Below are 21,100 nucleotides of genomic sequence, written 5' to 3'. Positions count from 1 at the left end.
CAGGCGGGCGGGCTACCCGGTCCATGAGGGTATGAGCGCTCAGAACCACGCCACCCACATAGCCGGACGGGACCATTGCCTCAGCCTCGGGCGAGCGGTGGACCGTCCGGCCGGGCCGGCCCGTTACGGCCGGATGTTCCCGGGTGCGAAACCGCTTGCCGTCGATTCCGGCGAACTGTTGCGCGCCGGATCCCCGGGCGGAATCTGTGCCGTCGGCGGTCCGGTCGGCGATGACGCCGAAGGCGCCGCCGGCTGGCCGTTCTTCGGCCAGATCATCGCCCACGACATCACGGCGGACCGGTCGCCGATCGCCGGTGGAACGTCTGTCGACCGGCTGCGGAACGCCCGGGCCCCGATGCTGAACCTGGAAATGCTCTACTCGGACGGGCCGATCGGCTCCCCGTTCCTGTTCGACCTGGACGATCCCGCGAAGTTCCTGGTCGGTGACGACGTCCCGCGGAATCCGCAGGGTGTGGCGCTGATCGGCGACCCGCGCAATGACGTGCATCTTTTCGTGCTGTCACTGCACATCGCGCTGCTGCACGCGCACAATCGGATCGTCGACCGGCTCAGAACGCAGGGCGTTGCCGAGTCCGCGCTTTTCGATCGGGCGCGGACGACGCTCACCTGGCACTACCAGTGGATCGTCGTGCACGATTTTCTGCCGCGGCTGACCGGCCGCGACATCGTCGACCAGGTACTGATCAAAGGCGGACAGTGGTTCGCCCCCGATCCCGGCGAGGCGTTCATCCCTCTCGAATTCGCGGACGCGGCCTTCCGGTACGGCCATGGCCAGATCCGCCACACGTACCGCCTCACCGCGGACGGGCCGGCCGTCCCGCTCTTCCCGGACCTGGTCGGCTTCGGCCCGATCAGCCACCACCTGGACCTGGCGCAGATCTTCGACCTCCCCGGCCGGCCACCGGCGCAACGGGCCAAACGCCTCGACGGTCGCCTGGCGTCCAGCCTGATCGGCCTCCCCACGCAGGTCACGGGTGCGGTCGACACCGAGGCCCACCGGTCGCTGGCAGTCCGCGACCTGCTCCGCGGCGAGAGCACGGCACTGCCCAGCGGCGAGGACGTCGCCGCACTGCTCGGCGTGCCCGCGCTGACCGAGGGAACCTGGCCCGGCGGCACACCGCTGTGGTTCTACATCCTCAAGGAGGCCGAGCAGACGACCGCCGGCAACGGCCTCGGCCCGGTCGGCGGCCGGATCGTCGCCGAGGTCCTGATCGGCCTGCTCCGCGCCGACCCGGCCGGCTACCTCAACCTCGAACCGGACTGGACCCCGAACCTCCCGGCCGCCGCCTCAAACTTCCGTCTCACCGACCTACTGGCGCTCAACGTGCCGGACCTGGCTGGGCCGGCGTGAGTGCCGCTTCCACCGAGGACCGCGGGGCCGGCGGCGGCGTCGCCGGGGCATCCGCGTTGCCGGCCGGGAGCAGCCCCGCCTGCCGGGCCCGGCCGAGCCGTTCCGCCGCCAGGTACGCCCTGGTGAGGCCGATCCGGACCGGTTCGGCGTTGATGCCGCACTTGATGCCGAAGAAGAGTGCGATGTTGAGCACCGAGACCACGGTGGCGTAGGCCAGGTCGTCCTCCAACACCTCGGTGTTGATCAGGACGGCGAAGAAAATGACGATGACGACGTACGAGAGCATCGACGGGCCCCACATTCGGTACATCGACAGGCCCGGGATGTTCTGAGGGACGGTGGACAGCTGTTGCCGACGATCGGTGCGTCCCGCTGCCTGGGTACGCGCTTCCTGGACGGCGACGAGTGCGAACAGCGAGCCGGTGAAGTTCACCATCAGCGAGTCGAAGAGGCCGACCGCGCTACCCGTGGTCCACCAGACCGGCTGGAGCAGATTGACCGGCACGACGACGAGGGCGACGAAGAACGCGTTCCATCGGACCCAGAGCTCGGTCCAGAACCGCAAACGGCCCAGCCGGCCGCTCATCGGCGGCAGGACGCGGGTGGTCAGGTTGCTGTAGATGTTCTGGTAGTACTTCACCGCGGCCAGGGCAAAGGTGATGCCGGTGAATCGGGCAGTCAGGTTCGTGGCCAGATCCGCTGGAGGAACCTCGTAGCCGTCGCGGGCGAGGCCGGTGAGAAGCCCGGCCGGGACCAGCCCCAGGTCGGCAAGCAGCAGATAGCCGACCAGAGCGAGGCATCCGTACCAGGCCACTGCGCTGCACACCGCCCAGCGGTGCAGCCAGGTCGAGGTGTGCCACCAGGGGTTGCCGCGGTCGAACTGCTCTGCGCGGTTCTGCTCGCTGGTGACGTCGCGGAGACGCCGCAAGCGTTGCACCGCCCCCGAGACCGGGCCGTACGTCACGATGAGGCGCCGCAGCCGGGTCGGGGGGCCGAACACCCCGTCCTCGCGGTCGGCGATCAGCGTGGCGTGGTAGTTCGTCTGGAAGACCATGTTCAGGTGGGTGTAGGGGTTGGTGTTCGGAGCGGGCCGGTTGAGCAGCAACCGCAGCGCCGGATCCCGTTCGATCAAGTCCTCCAGGAAACGAGCCAGCAGTGGGGTACGCCGGTAGAACGGATCCGGCACCACGCCCTCGGCGTCGCGGCCCACGCCGCTGAGGGCGATCAGGAGTTGTCCGAGGGAGTAGACGTCGGCGAGGTACTCCATCGCCGGCCCGGCATGCTCACCGGCCCGGATCTCCGGCGCGATGTAGACCGCGTCCGCGCCCTCTCGGCTGAGTCCGGCCTGGTCGTAGAGGTAGTTGCGACCGAAGTCGATGAAGACCAGTCGTATCCCGGCGGTGTCCTCGACGACGATGATGTTGGACGGGTTGACGTCCTGGTGCACCAGACCGTTCTTGTTGAGCTCTTCGAGTGCCCGGAACAGCGGCTCGCTGAACGTCTCCAGCATGAGGCGTTCGGCGTACCGCTGCTCCGGCGTGGTGTTCTGGCGTGGTTCGACGGCGAGGAACCTGCGCAGTCGGCCGGACCGGGCGCGGGTGTGCTGTTCCCGTCGAGCCGCGATGCGCTCGCCGTGCAGTTCCCGCTGCATGCGCTCGACGCGTTGGGCCAGCGTGTCGCCCTCGACGAAGTCGGTGACGATCAGGTTGCGGGTGCTGGCCCGGATCTGGACAGCGGATTCGACCCGGTGCGTCCGGCGGCCGTAGTAGGCGAGATATTCGCTGGTGGCGCGTTCGATGGCGGCCAATTCGGCGTATGGCAGGAGAACGAACTTCACAGCCGCGTCGTTGCGGCCCTGGGTGCTCGGACGGTCCCGCCAGGGCGTACGCACGATGAAGGAGGTTGTGCCGCAACGATGGAAGCGCATGTCCTCGAAGTCGAGCTCGGCCCAGATCTGCCGGGCCCGCTTGGCCGTCAGGTAGGCCACGCCGGCGGCCTCGACGGGCAGCTTCTCGCTTCCCTCGAAGACCGCCTGAGCGTTGTAGTCGGTCATGGCCTTGTCCGGGCCCCGATAGTCCGCCCACTCCGGCTCGTAGAGCTTGCACAGTGCCTCGCCGACCTGGTCGAAGGCGAAGAGTTCCTCACAGAAGTCCGCGTATTGCTGCGCCGCGGTGCTGGTCTGCGTGGGCCACGCTGTGGTGCGCGGAACGCCCCAGTCGGCGAGATCGTCGAACCTGCGGTCGTCCGCGTCCTCCATGGTGAGCAGGGTCAAGAAGAGTACGGCCAGATAGCCGAGCGAGTCGTCGCCGGACATCTCGTCCATCTGCCGCCTCAGGCACTGGGACAGGTCGTCGAGGAATCCACGGCGTGAGTTGGCCCCGTGGGCCGGCGCCGCGGTCGTGCTCTCGGCCCACTTCAAGCCGAGGTCTCGGCCGTAAAGTGCCTTGAACGACGCGGCGTCGAGCGGCAGCATCGCGAGCAGTTGCCGCCAGGCCACGACGTCCGGGTCGGCTCCGGTGACGGTCGGCGTCCCCTCGGTCCGGATCTGATCGTGGATCCTGACCGGCAGGACCGGCGACATCTCCTCGTCGCGCGTCTGCCGGGTCCAGATGATCAGCGCGCCGAGCGCCTTGCTGTGTTTCGCCACGAAGGCCTCACCGGTCCAGGTCGAGCGGGAAGCGGAAGTCCGACCGGTTGTGGTCGGGCACCATGAGCCGGGGCATCGCTCGACGGCGGACGCCTTCGAGAGCGAAGTACACCGCCTCGTATCCGGCTCGCCCGCCCTCCATCAGCAGCCAGGGGTTCATCTCGTGCCGTGCGACCTCGGGTTGTCCGGGCAACGGCGCGAGATCGAGGATGTACGGATCCGGCCGGGGGTGAAGCCGTTGAGCCTCGACCTCGTGTCGCGCCTGCCGGTAGACGTGAACGGCCTCGAGGTAGCCGGTGCCCAGCCCGGCTCGGAGCCGGTTGAGCCGCGACCCGACGAAGCGGTTGAAGAGGGTGACCCGGCGTCGGGTGGTGCCCATCGGCCGGGTGCTCAGCGACAGCACGTGGGTGAACGCCTGGTCACCGGTGCGGGGCACGACCTGGAAGGGGTGCGCCGTGAGCACACCACCGTCGACCGCCCGGTACCCGCGGAACGGGGCCGCGCCCGGTACCGCTATCGGAAGCCAGATGGTGGCACGTAACGCTTCGCGGAAGTCGCTGGTCGACGAGAATTCGCTGATCACTTCGGTGCGTAGCGCGTCCACGTTGGTGACCATCACGTGCAGCGGCACCGGCGAGGCCAGTACGGCGTCGTAGTCGAGCGGTTTGATCGTGTGCACCACCGTGTCGAGCGCATACGACGGACTCATCATCGGACGGCCGCGAAGCATACGGCGGAAGTCGAGAAATTGCCTGTTGGTCAGGTCGTCGTAGTAGATGGACACCGGGTACCAGGTCTCACCGACCAGGAAGTACGCCGAGTTGACCGCTCCGGACGAGCAGGCGAAGACCGCGTCGAAACAATGGCGCAGACCGAGATCCTCCAGGGCCTGCAGCATTGCCGCCGACACCACGCCGCGTAAGCCGCCACCCTCGACGGCCAGGGCGAGTCGGTTGCCGTCGCCGTGTCGGCCGGGACCGGTACCGGCGGCCCGCCGTTTGCGCAGCACCTGGAGGACCGGATGGTCCCCGGCCCATTGGGGGCCGGGGAGCGGCACCCGCGGTGCGGGAATCAGATTCGCCATGCTGACCTCAACTCTCGTGGAAGGTGAGCAGGTGGACGCCCGCGTCGCCGACCGCGACGACGGTCGAGTCGTCGAGCCAGCGACAGTCGGTCACGTCCTGGTCCGAGGGAAATTCCGCCATTTGGCGTCCGTCGGCGTCCCACACGCGGACGGATCGGCCGGTGTCGGCCGTGACGAGCCGATTCCCGGCCCGATCGACCGCGGCGGCCACAAAACGCAGTGGGCCGGCGCTGGACTCGGGAGTGAACGGGCGGACGATCGGCACCGCAGCCAACGATCCGCCGGCGATGCTGCCGTCGGTCCGGGTCAGCACGAAGGCATCGGGCGACGTCTGCGCGGCGTGGACCTGGTCGTTCTGGGCGTGACGGATGATCCCGGCCGCCGTGTCGTGCGGGTTGACGATCGCGCGCGTACCCCGGCGGGAGAAGACGACGAGCCGGCCCTCGGGCGACTCGGCGAGGGCCCGGATCAGCGAGCGGTCGACGATGTGCCGGGTCGGCGCCGCGCTGTCGTCGAGAAGCGAATGCACCACGATCTCACCGGTCAGCAGACCGGCGGCCAACCAACTCCCGTCATCGGCGAGGTGACAGGCGGTGATCGGCGCTCCGGCGGCCGGGAACGTGTGCGTCAGTTTGGTTCCGACGAACAGTCGTAGCAGCCCGTCCGACGTCCCGACCAGCAGCAGCCGGTCGTCGGCACTGATCGCGGCGGCGGTGACCCGGGAGTCCCAGACCTCGGCCGGGGCGTCCGGCTCATTCCGGTCCCACCGGTGCAATGCCCGGCCCGGGCCGCCGGTGAGGAACCACTCGCCACCGTGCGCCGGCACGCAGAAACGGGCCGGTTCCGTGCGGATCGTGGGCGTGTGGGTTTCGCGGACGAACGGGTCCCAGATCCGGATCGTGCCGTCGTCACCGGCGGTGGCCAGCCACGAGCCGTCGGATGCGACCGCGCATTGGGTGACCGCACCTCTATGACCGGAGAGGATCGTAGGTTTGCCGTAGCTGCCGCCGAGCCCGCCGGTCACCGGCGCGACCCGGACGGTCCCGTCCTCACCGCCGGTCGCCACCCACCGACCGGCTGGGTCGACCGTCGCGCAGCGCACGGCGCCGGTGTGCCGGTAGAGCGGCTGTGGACCTGAGCCCTCGGTGTTCCACTCCACCACCGCGCCGCTGTCGGTGCCCCCGATCACCCGGTCGCCGTGGGGGGTGAGCACGCAGCACAGAACCGCTCCGTCGGCGTCGAGCGGTTCACCGTGGCTTTCCCCTTCGGGAGTCCACAGCCGGACGGTCCAGTCGTCCGACCCGGTGGCCAGCACATCGCCTCGCATCGAGCAGCAGTTCACCACGTCGCTGTGGCCGAGAAGCTCGACTGTGGCGCCGTTGTCCTGGCTGACCCTGCCGTGCTCGGTGAGGGTGAGCAGGCGGGCGATGTTGTCGGAGCCGGCCACCAGCAGGCGGCCCTCGCCTCCGGCACAGGCGCGCACCCGTCCCACCCGGGCCGTCGTGTCGTCATCGGCGGGCTCTCCGGAGGGCAGGGTGTGCAGGCGGACACCCTGCTCGCCGCCGACCGCCACGAACTGACCGTCGGTCGTGACCGCGCAGCAGTGCGGAGTGCCGCCGGCCGGGTCGGTCCGTGACGGAAGTGGATCACCCGTGGTCGGGTCCCAGCGTCCGATTCCCTCGGGACCGGCGGTGACCAGCCAACGGATGGCCGGCGTGGTTGCCAGTGGCACCGTCTGCGCCCCGGCCGGGCGGATCAGGACGAGTTGGGCCGGATGCGGTACGTCCGGCAAAGGCCACTCGGCGGTGAGCCGGGGCCCGCGGAGTTCGGCGATCAGTGCTTCGCATCCCACCAGACGGCTCAACAGGGTCGTCGTGAGGGCGGCTCGGCGTGCGACCGGGTCGATCAGGTGCCGGGCGCGCAGGAGATGCCGGTGCAACCGGGCGGCGTCGGGCGTCCGACGGCTGATCTTGTCGAGTTCACCGAGCACCTTGGTGACCGATCCGGTTCGACGGATCCGCAGCGCTATCCACCGCGGATCGCAGCGAAGACGGTCGGCCTCGGCTGTCCGGCCCGCGTTCTCCAGGTGCCGGGGCATCCGACCCCAAAGAGTCTCGGGCTCGGCGGGGAGCAGCCACCAGGCCTCGGGCTCACCGGCGGGCAACAGCATGCCACGTGCGGTGCTGACCATCGAGTCGTACGCCTGGCGCCGCCGGTCGCCGGTGAAACCCACCGAGAGGATGGCCCGGGCCGGCTTGCGGAGCGCCACCAGTCGGCCGTGGCCCTTCCGCGCCGGCACGGTCACCTCGACCAGTCGTCGATCAATCAGGTCTTCGAGCAGTTTCTCCGGTTCGGACAGGTGACGTCCGTCGGGGGAGCCCCACCATGCGGTGACCCACCGCTCGGAGACGGGGGAGTCTTCCGGGACCACCTGCATGTCCCGGCAGGCTTCGCGTGCCTCGTCGGTGAGGTCGTCGACTGCCCGCTTCGCGTGACGGGCCTCCGGGAAACGCGCGAACTGCAACTCCCGGCGGAAATTCTCCTCGCCGGCCTGATCCGTACCGGTCCTGAGCGCGGTCAGCTCGACGGTGCCACTGGAGATCGCCGACCGGAACGGCACCCGGTCTCCCAGGCGACGCAGCGCATCGTACACGTCGTCGACGGTCACCGGGTCGGTCCCGGGCGTCTCCAGCCCGAGCAGGGTACGGGCGACCGCGACGGCGAACGGGCTGGGCTCCTCGGTTGTGCCGTCGGGCGCCTCCCGGTCGGCGGCCACGGCCCCGATGACGTAGAGCTGGGTGGTCAGCGTGGGGTCGACCTGGTGTGCGCCGGCCGAGCACGCGTCGATCAGCAGAACGACCCGGACCGTTTTCGCCATGCCCGCGACGGCGGTGTTGATGAAGCCGGTGTCCACGCTCGTCGTAAGAAGTTGATCACGATCGGTGTCGCGAGTGGTGAGGAAGAGGTTGTGGATGGAGTCCTGGTAGGTGAGGCCGTGGCCGGAGTAGTAGATCAGCACGGTTTCCCCGGTCTGCGCCGAGCGCAGCAGGTCGTTGATCCGCTGCCGGGCGACCGTGCTCGTGGGGTCCGGCAGGGTATCCACGTCCTGCTCGTCGAAGAGGCCGATGCCTGGTGTGCTCAGCACGCCGGCCAGCAGCCGCCCGTCCAGGGCCGGGCTCCTCAGCGGCCGTATCCGAGGGTCGTCGTACGAACCGCAGGTGATCAACAGTGCGCGACCCCTCATTCTTTGAACCTTTCGAGCAGCTTCATCGCCTCGGCCGTGGAGATGTTCTTCACGGTGAATTCGATCGTTGAATCGCCGTTCTTCCTCTTGATCATGATGGTTCGATTCGGCCGGGTGCCGATCCACGCCTTGAAGATCTCGATCATTGTCGTGAAAGCGCCCGCCGAACCGAGCGCGACGATGACGGTCTCCGCCGCCCCCTTGCCGGAATCGGACGCCTCATCGAGGCGAATATCCGGCGCATCGCGGAGAGCGGTGATCAATTCCAGCCGTTGACTGCGCCACCGCGGGTCGTCTTCCAGCCAGTCCAGGTCCGCGACCCTGATCTCGATCTCGCTCATCCGGCGCCGCCTGGGCGCACTGGCTCGGAGCGGGCGATCGTGCCGGCCGTGAGGGGCGAGGACAGAGGGCAAAGCCGCTGTCGGTGCAGTCGTGAGTGATTCACAGAGTTCTCCGATAAATGATCAAGACGTAGGGCCGGAAAGGGATCCGGGAGCGTGGACGGAGCTGGATTATTTCCGTCACGGTGGGTCACTGGCGAGGGCGGGTGATCCAGTTCCGCGGAGTGACTAGATGATTTTGTGCGCCCACCATAGAGGATTCCTGCGGAGCGTCAGTAGCAGGAAAACCCCCATAAATTCGCGAGGGTGCGCGCTCTCGTCCGGAGAAAAGATCTTTATGGGGAGTGCGGTACCTGGAACTGCGCCGATCTCGCCACGAGCCCGGAGTCTTGATTCAGTACTCGGGGTAACTGTCGTATTTTTGCTTGCGATCGCACGCGCGCCGGGTCGCTTGCTCGGCGGGGTTCCCGGGGCGCCGGCCCTGGACGATCTTCGACGTGGCCGCGAGACGCGGCGTGAGCGCGGCCGGAACACCGTACAAAAATTGCCGCCCACATGCTCCAGCATGTGGGCGGCCTTGAGCCGGGATGGTTCAGCGTTTTTTCTTACGGTCGCGATCGGCCGCGATGTCCTCCGAATACGTCGCCCCGCCGTCCGATTCCTTACGGAGCGGCCGTGCTCCCCCCTCGGGCGGCCCGGCCAGGGATTGCTCGCCGGCCGCCAGGTGCGGGAATTTCAGGTCGAAGGCCGGCCGTTCGGAGCGGATCCGCGGCATCTTGTCGAAGTTGCGCAGCGGGGGTGGGCTGCTGGTCGCCCATTCCAGGGAGTTGCCGTAGCCCCACGGGTCGTCGACGGTGACCGCAGCGCCCACCTTGTAGGATTTCCAGACGTTGTAGAGGAACGGCAGCGTGGCCGCGCCGAGAATGAACGAGCCGATCGACGAGATGGTGTTCAGGCCGGTGAAGCCGTCCGTGGGCAGGTAGTCGGCGTAGCGGCGGGGCATGCCCCGGGTGCCCACCCAGTGCTGCACCAGGAACGTGGTGTGGAAACCGATGAACGTCAGCCAGAAGTGCAGTTTGCCGAGTCGTTCGTCGAGCATCCGGCCGAACATCTTGGGGAACCAGAAATAGATGCCGGCGAACACGGCGAACACGATCGTGCCGAAGAGCACGTAGTGGAAGTGGGCGACCACGAAGTACGAGTCGGAGACGTGGAAGTCCATCGGCGGCGAGGCCAGGATGATGCCGGACAGGCCACCGAAGAGGAACGTGACCAGGAAGCCGATCGCCCACACCATGGGTGTCTCGAAACTGACCTGGCCGCGCCACATGGTGCCGATCCAGGTGAAGAACTTCATGCCGGTCGGCACGCCGATCATGAAGGTCAGGAAGCTGAAGAACGGCAGCAGCACCTGGCCGGTGGCGTACATGTGGTGGGCCCAGACGCTCATCGACAGGGCGGCGATGGCGATGGTCGCGGCGACGAGTCCCTTGTAGCCGAAGAGCGGTTTACGGCTGAAGACCGGAATGACTTCGGTGATGATGCCGAAGAACGGCAGCGCGATGATGTACACCTCGGGATGGCCGAAGAACCAGAACAGGTGCTGCCAGAGCATCGGTCCGCCGGTGTCGACGTCGAAGACGTGCGCGCCGAGCACCCGGTCGGCCGCCAGGGCGAAGAGCGCGGCTGCGAAGAACGGGAACACCATGATCGCCAGCAGGGCCGTGACCAGCATGTTCCAGCACATGATGGGCATCCGGAACATGGTCATGCCGGGTGCCCGCAGGGTCAGGATCGTGGTGATCAGGTTGACCGAGCCGAGGATCGTACCCAGACCGGAGAGGGCCAGGCCGACCACCCAGCAGTTGCCGCCGATGCCGGGCGAGTGGATCGAGTCGCTGAGCGGGGTGTAGGCGAACCAGCCGAAGTCGGCCGCGCCGCCCGGGGTCACGAAGCCACTGATCGCGATGAGCGTACCGAACAGGTACAGCCAGTAGGCGAACGCGTTCAGCCGCGGGAACGCCACGTCGGGCGCGCCGATCTGGATGGGGACGACGAAGTTGCCGAACGCGAACACGATCGGGGTCGCGAAGAACAACAGCATCGCGGTGCCGTGCATGGTGAAGAGTTGGTTGAACTGCTCCGGTGACAGGATCTGCATGCCCGGACGGGCGAGTTCGGCGCGCATGAGAAGCGCCATGATGCCGCCGATGACGTAGAAGATGATCGACGTGACCATGTACATGATCCCGATCTGCTTCGCATCGGTGGTGCGAATGGTCCGGGCCAGTGCTGACCCTCTCACCTGCCGGCGGACCGGATGAGGCCTGGTGGGGGTAGGCCTCGGGGCGACGGTGGTCATCCAGCCTCCTCGGCTGCGCATACGGAGAACTACTGCTCACCCTCTGTTATAGGCTTCTAACGCTTTAATTCGTGCCAGATCGGCTATTCCTCTTTTATCCGGAAGGGGGAGGGCATGCTGGAGGAGAAGGACCGCCGCGTGCTCGCGGACATCGAAGAGCGGCTCTGCGCCGCGGATCCGGCCTTTGTGAGCCGGATGCGATCGCCCGACTGCCCGTTCCCCACCGTCTCGGTGGTGTGCGTGGCGGGATTCCTGACGCTGCCGTTCCTGGGGCTGTTCCTGGGGCCGCGGGCCGCGCTGGTGGCCATCAACGTGACCGCCGCCGTGGTGATGCTCGTGCTGCTCCGGCGGGTCAGAGCATCGCGCTGATCATCCGCTGGAGCCGGGTGACGAGTTCCTCCTGACCGGCGTCGGCCAGCGGCGCGACCCCGGCCGCGCGCAGGATCGTCAGTCCCACCATGGTGGCGACGACGAACTGTGCGTCGAGCACCGTCGACCCGCCGGCTTCGGCCAGACGCTCGGCGAACGAGTGCAGCGTGGCGATCCGGATCTCCTCGGCCCGCGGGTCCCCGGAGGAGCGCAGCAGCAGCATCAGTCGGGCCGAGTACTGCTCGCTGCGGGCGTCGGTGAGGTGCCGGGCCATGATCATCGGCAGCTGGTCGATGGCGACGTCCTGGGCGACGTCGCGCTCCAGCTCGTCCGCGGAGCCGGCCAGGCAAGCGCGGAACAGGCCCTCCTTGTTGCCGAAGTAGCGGGCGATCAGCGCGACGTTCACCCCGGCGTCGCTCGCGATGTCCCGGATGAACGTCGCGGCGTACCCGCCCGTGGCGAAGCGGCGGCGCGCGGCGTCCAGCAGGAGCTGCTTGGTGGCGGCCGAGTCCCGGCGTCTCATGTGAGAACGGTAACTGATGTAATCCCTGGATGACTTAGCCACCCTGGTCCCATACTGGGCGTCTAAGTAATCCAGGAATTACATCCACACCTCCCCAGGGGAACCCCGTGACCACAACCACCGCGCAGCGCCCACAGGTGAACTCCACGCTGCTGGTCCTCTACCTGTCCCTGGGCGGCCTCGCCTTCGCCGTCCTCCAGTCGCTGGTCGCGCCCGCGCTGTCGACCATCAGCCGGGACCTGAAGGTCTCGGCCGGCGACGGCAGCTGGGTGATCACCGCCTACCTGCTGGCCGCGTCCGTGCTCACGCCCATTCTCGGCCGCCTCGGCGACATGGTCGGCAAACGCCGCGTGCTCATCGGCGTCCTGGCCATCCTCGCCGCCGGCACCCTGCTGGCCGCCCTCGCGCCGAACCTGTCCGTGCTGATTGTCGCCCGGGTTCTGCAGGGCGCGGCCGGCGCGATCCTCCCGCTCTCCATCGGCATCGTCCGCGACGAACTCGACCGGGAGAAGGTCGGCGTCGTCGTCGGCCTGCTCTCCGCGATCTTCGGCATCGGCGCCGGTGTCGGCATCGTCGCGGCCGGCCCGATCGTCGAACACCTCTCCTGGCACTGGCTGTTCTGGCTGCCGCTCGTCCTGGTCGTGATCGCCCTGCTCGGCGCGATCTTCGGCATGCCCGAATCGCCGGTCCGCAAGCCCGGCCGCCTCGACGTGATCGGCACCATCCTGCTGTCGGTCTCCCTGGTCTCGCTGCTGCTGGCGATCAGCAAGGGCCAGAGCTGGGGCTGGGGCGCGGGCAGCACCATCGGCCTGCTCGCCGCCGGCGCCGTCCTGCTCGTCGTGTTCGTCCTGGTCGAGCTCCGGGTCGCCGAGCCGCTGGTCGACATGCGCCTGATGAAGCTGCGCGCCGTCTGGTCCACCGACCTGGTCGCGATGATCCTCGGCTTCGCCATGTTCGGCACGTTCCTGCTGGTTCCGACCCTGCTGCAGCTGCCCGCGGTCACCGGTTACGGCTTCGGCAAGTCGGTCTCGCAGTCCGGCCTGTTCCTGCTCCCGACCGTCGTCATGATGGTCGTCTTCGGCCCGCTGGCCGGCCTGCTGTCCCGCCGCTTCGGCCCGAAGCTCCCGATGTTCCTCGGCACCGTCGCCGTTGTCGCCGCCTTCACCCTCCCGGCCCTCGGCCACGGCGCGATCTGGCAGGTCCTGGCCTCCGGCGTCCTCACCGGCACCGGCATCGGCCTGGCCTTCGCGGCCATGTCCAACGCCATCATCGAAGCCGTCCCGCCGGCCCAGACCGGCGAGGCCACCAGCGTCAACACCATCGCCCGCACCATCGGCAGCAGCATCGGCACCGCCGTCGTCGCCGCCGTGATCACCTCCAACACGACCGCTCAGGGCCTGCCCACCGACGACGCCTTCACCATGGGCTTCTGGACCTGCGCCGGCGTCGCCGTCCTCGCGGTCGCCGCCGCCCTCGCCGTCCCTTCGGCCCGCCGCCGCCACGACCAGGCCCTCGCCGCCGGCGTCTCCGACCTCCCGGACGAGCCGTCGGAGATCCACCTCCCGCACCTGCACCACGCCGAGAAATAAATCAAAACCCGCTTATCAGGTACGTCCTGAGCCCGGCCCTCCCGCCCCACGCGCGGAAGGGCCGGCCATCTCCGCGCCCCGCCCCCACCCATCCCACCTCAGCTGGTGACGGCGGCTGCCCGGAGGCCTCGCAGCAACCGTGAGCGCCAGCCGGACCGGCCGAGCTGGTGGTGGCGGCTGCTTGGGGGCCTTGTAGCGACCGTGAGCGCCAGCTGGGTCGGCCGAGCTGGTGGTGGCGGCTGCTTGGGGGCCTTGTAGCGACCGTGAGTGCCAGCTGGGTCGGCCGAGCTGGTGGTGGCGGCTGCTTGGGGGCCTTGTAGCGACCGTGAGTGCCAGCTGGGTCGGCCGAGCTGGTGGTGGCGGCTGCTTGGGGGCCTTGTAGCGACCGTGAGTGCCAGCTGGGTCGGCCGAGCTGGTGGTGGCGGCTGTCCCGGAACACGCTGGGGTCGTGCCCGGCGACGGCGAGGCACCCCTGAGAGCCGGCCGGGAGCTCGCGCCGCGAGCGTCCCGCGACCCCCGGCGTACCCACGAAGCAACCGTGACTGCCGACGGCAGCGAGCGGCGGCTGCCACCGTGGCCGAAGCGGATGCTGGCTGGCTAGCGGGGGTGAGTGGAAGCGGCCGTGGGTGGCGGCTGCTACCGCGCTCGGAGCGGATGCTGGCTGGCTAGCTGGGGTGAGCGGGAGCGGCCGTGGGCGGCGGCTGCCACCGTGCTCGGAGCGCATGCTGGCTGGTGAGCAAGCGTGAGCAAGCGTGAGCGGTGACGGGCGCGGGTGGCGGCCGCAGGCGGACGGCGGGTACTGGCGACGGCATCGAGCGCCGGCGAGGCCGAGTGAATAGGACCCACCCACCACTGGGGGGCCACCGCCTCTGCCGTAAGTATCGCCCGGAACCCCAAGATCATGCCGACGGCCTGTGGACAACCCCGGGTGTGGATAACGAGCACCACCCCAGGTTTTTGGGTTAAGCGCAACCACCCCATCACATCGCCCTGGAAGGCTGAGCGCCCTGGGCGCGCCAGCGCCCTGCTCAGCCTGGAAGGGTCCCCGCGGGAGCGACGATCTGTACCCCGGCGGACGTAGGCAATGATTGTTTTTCAGCAGTCGGTGTCGGCCTGCCAGAGGTCCGGCCCGAACATCTCATATTGGATGTCGCGCGGTGCCACCCCACGTTCCAGCAGTGTCCCCCGCACCGTTTCAAGGAACGGCAGCGGCCCGCAAAGGTAGTACAGCGCCCGTTTAGGCCGCGGCACCTCGCCGAGATCAAGTGTCCCGCTGTGTGCCGATGTCACCGGCAGCGTGTCCGCCCCGCCGCTTTCGTACCAGACGTGCAGTTCGGATTTGGGCAGGTGGGACAGGTCGTCCACGATCTGGCGGCGTAGGGGGAACGTCGCCTCGCTGGTGTCCGCGTGCAGCAGCATGACCGGCAGATGGGAGCCGGCGGCCACCAGGTGGGAGATCATGCCGGCCATGGGCGTGACCCCGATGCCGGCCGAGATGAAGATGACCGGGCGGCCGCTGTCGTCGAGGACGACGTCGCCGTAGGGGACGCTCAGGGTGAGTTCGTCGCCGGGGTGGACCTGGTCGTGCAGGAAGGTGGAGACTTCGCCGTCGCGTTTGACCGCGAAGTAGCGGTGTTCGCCGTCGTCGGCGCGGATCAGGCTGTACTGCCGGGGCTGGCGCATGCCGTCGGGCATCGGGACCTGGACGGTCACGTACTGGCCGGGCAGGGACGTCTTGACCAGGCGGTCGTCCATGCGGCGGACGACGAAGACGACCACGTCGTCGGTCTCGGTGATCTTCTCGGCGACCCGCCAGCGGCGCCACACGCGTTCGGCGGTGACGCCGCGGGCCGAGTAGAGGCCGCGTTCGCGGTTGATCAGCGCGTAGGCCATCAGCCAGTAGACCTCGTCCCAGGCCAGCACCACGTCGGGTGTGGCTGCGGCCGGGCCGAGCACGTCGAACAGCGCCCACATCAGGTGCTCGTGGACGATCTGGTACTGCTCGGGCCGGATGCCGAGCGACGCGTGTTTGTGGGCGACGCGGGTGAGCAGCCGGCCGGGCAGGCGGCCGGGGTTGGCGACCAGGGCGTCGGCGAAGACGATCACCGACAGGGCGAGGGACTTGGGCTGGCTGCCCTCGGCGTGATGTCCGCGATTGAACACCCCGTCGTGCAGTTCGGGGTGGGCCGCGAACATGTGGGCGTAGAAACGTTCGGCGATCGTGTGGATGTTCTCGCCGACGATCGGAAGCGTGCGTTGGACGATCGGCCGAGCGGTCTTGGACAGCACTGTCCGACCATATCGGCAGGTCAGGCCGCCTCGACGGGGATCCGGGCAAGCCGGCGGTAGCCGACCTGCCACAGCGCCAGGATCAGCAGGCCGCCGACCAGCACCCACGCCGGGAGACGGCCGCCGAGGGCTCCGAGCAGGACGGCGCCGGCGGCGGCCGGCAGGGCCCAGCCGAGGGTCCAGCCGCGGGCCGCGCCGTGGTAGCCGAGCGGGCCTGCGACCAGGAAGTACACGGCCGCGCCGCCGCACATCACCCAGCGGATCCCGGTGCCGGCGTGCTCCGGTTCGCCGGCCAGGCCGCCGAGCCCGGCGGCGATCGCCACGATCGCGGCGGTGGTCAGGTAGTGCGTGGGCATGGTCAGCCGCAGCGCCCGCGACAGCGACCCGGAGAGCGGCACGGCGGCCGAGCCGTACTGCAGCGTCAGCCACCAGAGAGCGACGAGAAGACCGAAACCGATCAACCCCAGGAGCCACATTTGGTACGACCATTGCTCCACCCCGGCGGCCGCGTTGACCAGCTGGGCCACCGCCTCCCCGAGCACGATGATCACGAAGAGTCCGAGCCGTTCGCCCAGGTGCGGGCGGTCGGCCGCGGCGGCCTGGGGCAGGGTGTCGGCCTCGTGCCACGGCGCGAACCGGCGGACCAGTCGCGTCGTCCAACGGCGCTGGTCGCGCTCGAAGTCGCGGCGTTCGGCGGCCAGCAGCCGCTCCGGCGAGCGGGACCCCAGCAGCGAGAACCCGACGTCGAAGACGATGCCGAGCGCCCACAGCCAGTAGCGGGCCGGGGCGTCGAAGCCGAGCGAGGCCACCCACGGGATCAGGCCGAGCGCCTGGTGCACGCCGGGCCATTCGGTCATCACCTCGTTCTCCCGTTTCCAGGAGGCGATGGCGAGCATGCGGCAGGCGACGTACGCGATGATGAACGGCTGCGGCCGGTCGTGCTCGGCCAGCTGCGGGACGGACGCGGCCATCACCGCGATGCCGAACATCGCGGCCAGCATGGTGAGCAGGCGGGTCCGCGTGGCCGCGACGTTGGCGTACAGGGTGAAGCCGGTCCAGACGCTCCACATCGCGTAGTAGAGGACCGCGAAGATCATCAGCAGCCGGGCGTCCGGTCCGGTGTGCAGCAGGTGGGCGAGCTGGGCGACGGCGGCCACGATCACCAGGTCGAAGAAGAGCTCCAGCCAGGTGGCGTGCCGTTCCTCGGCGGCCGTGGTTGACATGGCCGGAAATCTATCCGTTCGCGGGCACCGGTGTGAGGGCCGGGGCGGGTGCCTTTCCGGGGAGCAGGAACGAGACCAGGACGGCGAGTCCGGTGAAGCCGATCGACCACCAGAACGCGGCGTCGAACGCGCCGGTCAGCGAGCCGGTGCGCTGGGCCGAGGTGGCCAGGATGACGGTCAGCAGGGCGACCCCGACCGAGCCGCCGACCTGCTGTCCGATCCGGACCACGATGCTGGCGTGCGGCACCTTCTCCCGGTCCAGGCCGACGAACGCGACGGTCAGCAGCGGGATGAAGACCATGCCCAGCCCGAGACCGCGGACGAAGAGCGCGACCAGCAGCGGCCACGTCTCGGTGTCGGTGCCGACGAACCCGAACGGGACGGTGGCCAGGCCGGTCAGGACGAAACCGAGCAGAGCCACGCCACGGCCGCCGACCTTTTCCATCAAACGACTGGCTACGGTACGGCTGAGCAACGAACCGACGCCCTGCGGGATCAGCAGCAGACCGGCGCCGAGCGCATCCTCGCCCCGGACCTCCTGCCAGTAGAGGGGGAGCAGGACCATCGCGCCGTACAGGGCGGCGCCGGAGAGGAACATCAGCACGGTCGCGGCCCAGGTCGGGCGGGAGCGCAGCACCTCCAGGTCGACCAGCGCGTCCCCGCGCCCGCGCAGCGCCCACAGCACGAACGCAACCAGCAGCACCGCCCCGGCGATCATCGGGACGAGCACCACGGCACTGCCGAAGCCGTGCTCGGCCGACACCTTGGACAGGCCGTAGAGCAGCGCGACCAGCGCGGGGGAGAGCAGCGCCAGGCCGACCACGTCGAGGCGGACGCGGCGCCCGGGCTCGTCCGCCGGGATCAGCCGCACGGCCAGGACCAGGCCGATCAGGCAGAGCGGCACGTTGACCAGGAACAGCCAGCGCCACGAGCCGGCACCGAGGATCAGGCCGCCGATCACCGGGCCGAGGATCGGGCCGAGCGCGGCCGGCAGCGCGACCACCGACATCAGCCGCCCGATGTCCTTGCCGCGCACCGACTGCATGACCATCGTGGTCATCAGCGGCATCATCGCGCCGCCGCCCAGGCCCTGGACCACGCGGAAACCGATCAGGGTGCCGGCGCTCCCCGCGAACGAGCAGAGCACCGAGCCGAGCAGGAAGACGGTGAGCGCGGCGATCCACAGCCGCTTGGCGCCCAGCCGGCTCTGCAGCCAGCCGACGACCGGGATGATCACGCCCAGGGCCAGCAGGTAGGCCGTGCTCACCCACTGGATGGTGGCGACGTCGGCGTGCAGGTCGGTCGCCAGTTCGTGCAGCGCGACGCTGACGATCGTCGAGTCGAGGATGACGGTGATGCCGCCGGCGAGCACCGCGATCGCGGTGCGCAGGGCTGTCGGGTCGATGCGTTCTTCGGACACCGGGGCCGCCTTAAGGTACGCGGTTGTATCTAACTTTGGCCACGGTACGACGCGGCGATAAGATACGCAAGTGAGTCTTAAGGGCACCCGCCGGCGCGGCAGCGAACTCGAGGACGCGATTCTGTCGGCCGCCTGGGCGGTGTTGATCGAACAGGGCTACCCCAATTTCACGTACGAGGCGGTCGCCGCCCGCGCCGAGACCAGCCGTCCCGTGCTCTACCGCCGCTGGCCGCAGCGCGAGGACATGCTGCTCGCGGTGCTCCGCCGGCACTGGTGGTCGCAGCCCATCCCGGTGCCGGACACGGGCAACCTGCGCGACGACGTGATCACGTTCCTGCGCAGCGCCAGCACCGCCCGGACCCGGATGGTGGCCATGCTCAGCGTCCAGATCATGGACTACATCCGGGAGACCGGGAGCAGCTTCGCCCAGCTGCGCGACGCGCTGCGCCCGGCCGGCCTGCCCAACGCCTTCGAGCAGATGATCGCCCGGGCGGTCGAGCGCGGTGAGCTGCCCGACCGGCCGCGCCCGCCGCGGATGGTGAACATGCCGTTCGACCTGTTCCGTAACGAGCTGCTGATGACGATGCGCGAGATCCCGGACGAGACGATCATCGAGATCGTCGACGTGCTGTGGCTGCCACTGCTCGGATACCGAGGCCGCGCCGGCTGACCGCGAGTCGCAGAATCGAGACCAGGCGCGGGTCGGTCGGCAGCGGCGAGCCGGCCGGCGGCCGGGCGGCCAGGGGCAGACGGACCGTGAACGCGGCTCCGGCGCCCGGGTGACCGTCGGCGACGATCGTGCCGCCGTGCCCGGTCACCACCTCACGCAGCAGGGCCAGCCCGAGCCCGAACCGGCGGTCGCCGGCTCCCGCCCCGCGGTGGAACCGGTCGAAGATCCGCTCGGCGTCGGCCGGTTCGAACCCCACGCCGGTGTCGGCCACGACCAGTACGGCCTGGCCCGCCGCAGCCCGCACGGTAACCGTGACCTGGCCACCGCGAGTGTGGTTCAGTGCGTTGGTCAGGAGCTCACTGACCATCCGCCGCAGCGCGGACTCCACCCCGTTGACCAGCACCGGCCCGGGTGGCGTGTCGAGCATCACCGAGGTCGACGGGTTCAGCGCCCGCTCGGTCTCGTCGGTGGCGAGCCGTGCGAGATCCACCATCTGTCCCGGCGGCAGGTTGCCCGGATCGGCGGCCAGCCGCGCCGACAGCAGCAGCTCGTCCACGATCTCCCCGAGCCGCCGGGTCGTGCTGACCAGGCGGTCGAGGTCGCGCCGGTCGACGCCGTCCGGCCCGGCCCGGCGGGCCAGCAGCTGCGCCCGGGTGTGCACCTGGGCGATCGGCGTCCGCAGCTCGTGGCTGGCGTCGGCCACGAACCGGCGCTGCCGCCCGAGCGCCTCGGCCAGCGGCGCCACCGCTCGATGGCCCACCATCATCGCGGTCAGCACGGCCGCGAACAGCCCGGCCGCGGCGGCCAGCAGGAACGCGGTGAGCAGGTGCCGGCGGTCGGCGAGCTGGAAGCGGGCGTCGAACACGGCCTGGACGACGACGTCACCGCGGGCCTGGGTGCGGATCCAGTACTCGGTGTCGTCCCGGTCGATCCGCCGGTTCTGGGTGACCCCGGTGGCGATCACCGCGTCGACGTCACCGCGCAGCGCCAGGCCGGTCGGGGCGGCCCGGTCACCGTGGGTCAGGGTGCCGTCGGCCGCGTAGAAGAAGACCCAGCTGCAGGCCGGCGGGCCGGCGATCACGCCGTTCTGCAGGCCGTAGTCCAGCTCCCGGCCGATCTGTTCCTCCTGGCTGTGGCTCAGGACCTCGTACGCGATGGCGCCGGCCATGGCCAGCAGCACCCCGATGGCCAGCCCGACGAGCAGCCCGATCCGCCACCGGGCGCGGCGCACGGCCCGCAGTTCGATCGCCTGGCTCACAGCGTGCCCAGCCGGTAGCCGAGCCCGTGCACGGTCTGGACGACGGCGCGGCCGAGCTTGCGGCGCAGGTAGTAGACGTACGTGTCCACGATCGACGCGGCCGCGGCCTCGTCGAAGACCTTGCTGCGCAGCACCGCCCGTGAGTGCACCGCGCGCGGGCGGGCCGCGAGCACGCGCAGCAGCTCGAACTCGCGGGCCGACAGGGCGACGCGGGTGCTGTCGGGGAGCACGACGTCCCGTACCCCCAAGTCCAGGAACCCGTCCCCGAGACGCAGCACGTCGGTGGCGTCCGAGGTGCGCCGGCACAGGGCGCGGATCCGGGCGCTCAACTCGTCCAGGTCGAACGGTTTGACCAGGTAGTCGTCGGCGCCGGCGTCGAGACCGGCGATCCGGTCGTCGACCGTGCCGAGCGCGGTCAGCATCAATGCTCGCGCGGCCACCGCCCGCGCCCGCAGCCGGGTGATCAGATCCAGGCCGTCGAGCGCGGGTAACCGCCGGTCGATCACCAGCACGTCGTAGGGCCGGGTCAGGCCCAGGTGCAGTCCGCGCTGGCCGTCCGGAGCCTGGTCGACGTGGTAACCCTCGTCGACCAGCGTCTCGGTGACCATCTCGCGCAGATCCGAGTCGTCCTCGACCACAAGCAGCCGGCGCATGACATCGAAGATCTCATATGGACGGACGTTCCGGGAGAAAAAGTTTGTTTTTTCAA

At 69.4% G+C, this 21,100-nt stretch carries 15 protein-coding genes; 4 read left to right on the top strand and 11 right to left on the bottom strand.

Annotated features, from left to right (window positions below; translation table 11 throughout):
* The first annotated feature begins 31 nt into the window (after window positions 1-31).
* On the top strand, window positions 32-1,372 hold the full coding sequence (locus ACSHV8_RS19635; protein ID WP_436535130.1) for a peroxidase family protein: 1,341 nt from the start codon (window positions 32-34) through the stop codon (window positions 1,370-1,372).
* Here the strand turns inward: ACSHV8_RS19635 and ACSHV8_RS19630 are convergent.
* The 5 genes from ACSHV8_RS19630 to ctaD form a co-directional block, all read right to left on the bottom strand.
* Complete coding sequence (locus tag ACSHV8_RS19630) at window positions 1,341-4,019, bottom strand: protein kinase domain-containing protein (RefSeq protein WP_436535128.1); 2,679 nt, start codon at window positions 4,017-4,019, stop codon at window positions 1,341-1,343. The two genes, ACSHV8_RS19635 and ACSHV8_RS19630, sit on opposite strands and share 32 nt — an antisense overlap.
* Window positions 4,020-4,026: 7 nt before the next feature.
* Window positions 4,027-5,103: a patatin-like phospholipase family protein gene (locus tag ACSHV8_RS19625; RefSeq protein ID WP_436535126.1), complete on the bottom strand. Its 1,077-nt coding sequence runs from the start codon at window positions 5,101-5,103 to the stop codon at window positions 4,027-4,029.
* Window positions 5,104-5,110: 7 nt separating this feature from the next.
* Complete coding sequence (locus ACSHV8_RS19620; protein WP_436535124.1) at window positions 5,111-8,347, bottom strand: caspase family protein; 3,237 nt, start codon at window positions 8,345-8,347, stop codon at window positions 5,111-5,113.
* Entirely contained in the window at window positions 8,344-8,688 is a 345-nt protein-coding gene (locus tag ACSHV8_RS19615) for an effector-associated constant component EACC1 (RefSeq protein ID WP_436535122.1), read from the bottom strand. The genes ACSHV8_RS19620 and ACSHV8_RS19615 overlap by 4 nt, the downstream gene beginning before the upstream one ends.
* A gap of 592 nt (window positions 8,689-9,280) precedes the next feature.
* A complete protein-coding gene (gene ctaD / locus ACSHV8_RS19610; protein ID WP_436535120.1) occupies window positions 9,281-11,050 on the bottom strand; it encodes an aa3-type cytochrome oxidase subunit I in 1,770 nt (589 codons plus the stop codon).
* 114 nt (window positions 11,051-11,164) lie between these two features.
* On the opposite strand from ctaD, the gene ACSHV8_RS19605 reads away from it, so the two are divergent.
* Window positions 11,165-11,419 carry a DUF3040 domain-containing protein gene (locus ACSHV8_RS19605; protein WP_436535118.1) on the top strand — a complete coding sequence of 85 codons (255 nt, stop codon included), beginning with the start codon at window positions 11,165-11,167 and terminating at the stop codon, window positions 11,417-11,419.
* Here ACSHV8_RS19605 and ACSHV8_RS19600 read toward each other — a convergent pair.
* The gene (locus ACSHV8_RS19600) at window positions 11,403-11,942 is read right to left on the bottom strand and encodes a TetR family transcriptional regulator (protein ID WP_436535116.1); all 540 of its coding nucleotides are present in this window, start codon (window positions 11,940-11,942) and stop codon (window positions 11,403-11,405) included. The genes ACSHV8_RS19605 and ACSHV8_RS19600 overlap by 17 nt on opposite strands.
* 107 nt (window positions 11,943-12,049) lie before the next feature.
* On the opposite strand from ACSHV8_RS19600, the gene ACSHV8_RS19595 reads away from it, so the two are divergent.
* Window positions 12,050-13,531, top strand: coding sequence for an MFS transporter (locus ACSHV8_RS19595; protein ID WP_436535114.1), 1,482 nt, complete (start codon window positions 12,050-12,052; stop codon window positions 13,529-13,531).
* Window positions 13,532-14,626: 1,095 nt separating this feature from the next.
* Here the strand turns inward: ACSHV8_RS19595 and ACSHV8_RS19590 are convergent.
* The 3 genes from ACSHV8_RS19590 to ACSHV8_RS19580 are packed head-to-tail and all read right to left on the bottom strand — an operon-like array spanning window position 14,627 to window position 18,463.
* Window positions 14,627-15,820 carry a globin domain-containing protein gene (locus ACSHV8_RS19590; RefSeq protein ID WP_436535112.1) on the bottom strand — a complete coding sequence of 398 codons (1,194 nt, stop codon included), beginning with the start codon at window positions 15,818-15,820 and terminating at the stop codon, window positions 14,627-14,629.
* Between the two features lie 20 nt (window positions 15,821-15,840).
* Window positions 15,841-17,043 (bottom strand): low temperature requirement protein A, encoded by a 1,203-nt coding sequence (locus ACSHV8_RS19585; RefSeq protein ID WP_436535110.1) that lies wholly within the window; start codon window positions 17,041-17,043, stop codon window positions 15,841-15,843.
* 10 nt (window positions 17,044-17,053) lie between these two features.
* Window positions 17,054-18,463 (bottom strand): DHA2 family efflux MFS transporter permease subunit, encoded by a 1,410-nt coding sequence (locus tag ACSHV8_RS19580; protein WP_436535108.1) that lies wholly within the window; start codon window positions 18,461-18,463, stop codon window positions 17,054-17,056.
* A gap of 70 nt (window positions 18,464-18,533) precedes the next feature.
* On the opposite strand from ACSHV8_RS19580, the gene ACSHV8_RS19575 reads away from it, so the two are divergent.
* The gene (locus tag ACSHV8_RS19575) at window positions 18,534-19,133 is read left to right on the top strand and encodes a TetR/AcrR family transcriptional regulator (protein WP_436535106.1); all 600 of its coding nucleotides are present in this window, start codon (window positions 18,534-18,536) and stop codon (window positions 19,131-19,133) included.
* Here the strand turns inward: ACSHV8_RS19575 and ACSHV8_RS19570 are convergent.
* Both ACSHV8_RS19570 and ACSHV8_RS19565 read right to left on the bottom strand, forming a co-directional pair.
* Window positions 19,072-20,391, bottom strand: a complete 1,320-nt coding sequence (locus ACSHV8_RS19570; RefSeq protein ID WP_436535104.1) for a sensor histidine kinase — start codon at window positions 20,389-20,391, stop codon at window positions 19,072-19,074. The two genes, ACSHV8_RS19575 and ACSHV8_RS19570, sit on opposite strands and share 62 nt — an antisense overlap.
* Complete coding sequence (locus tag ACSHV8_RS19565; protein WP_436535102.1) at window positions 20,388-21,044, bottom strand: response regulator transcription factor; 657 nt, start codon at window positions 21,042-21,044, stop codon at window positions 20,388-20,390. Before ACSHV8_RS19565 ends, ACSHV8_RS19570 begins: the two co-directional genes overlap by 4 nt.
* Window positions 21,045-21,100 lie beyond the last annotated feature (56 nt).

The organism is Actinoplanes sp. HUAS TT8 (assembly GCF_051380535.1).
Lineage (GTDB): Bacteria > Actinomycetota > Actinomycetes > Mycobacteriales > Micromonosporaceae > Actinoplanes.
The sequence above is the reverse complement of the archived record's forward strand: the minus strand, read 5'-3'. Positions and strand labels throughout refer to the sequence as shown.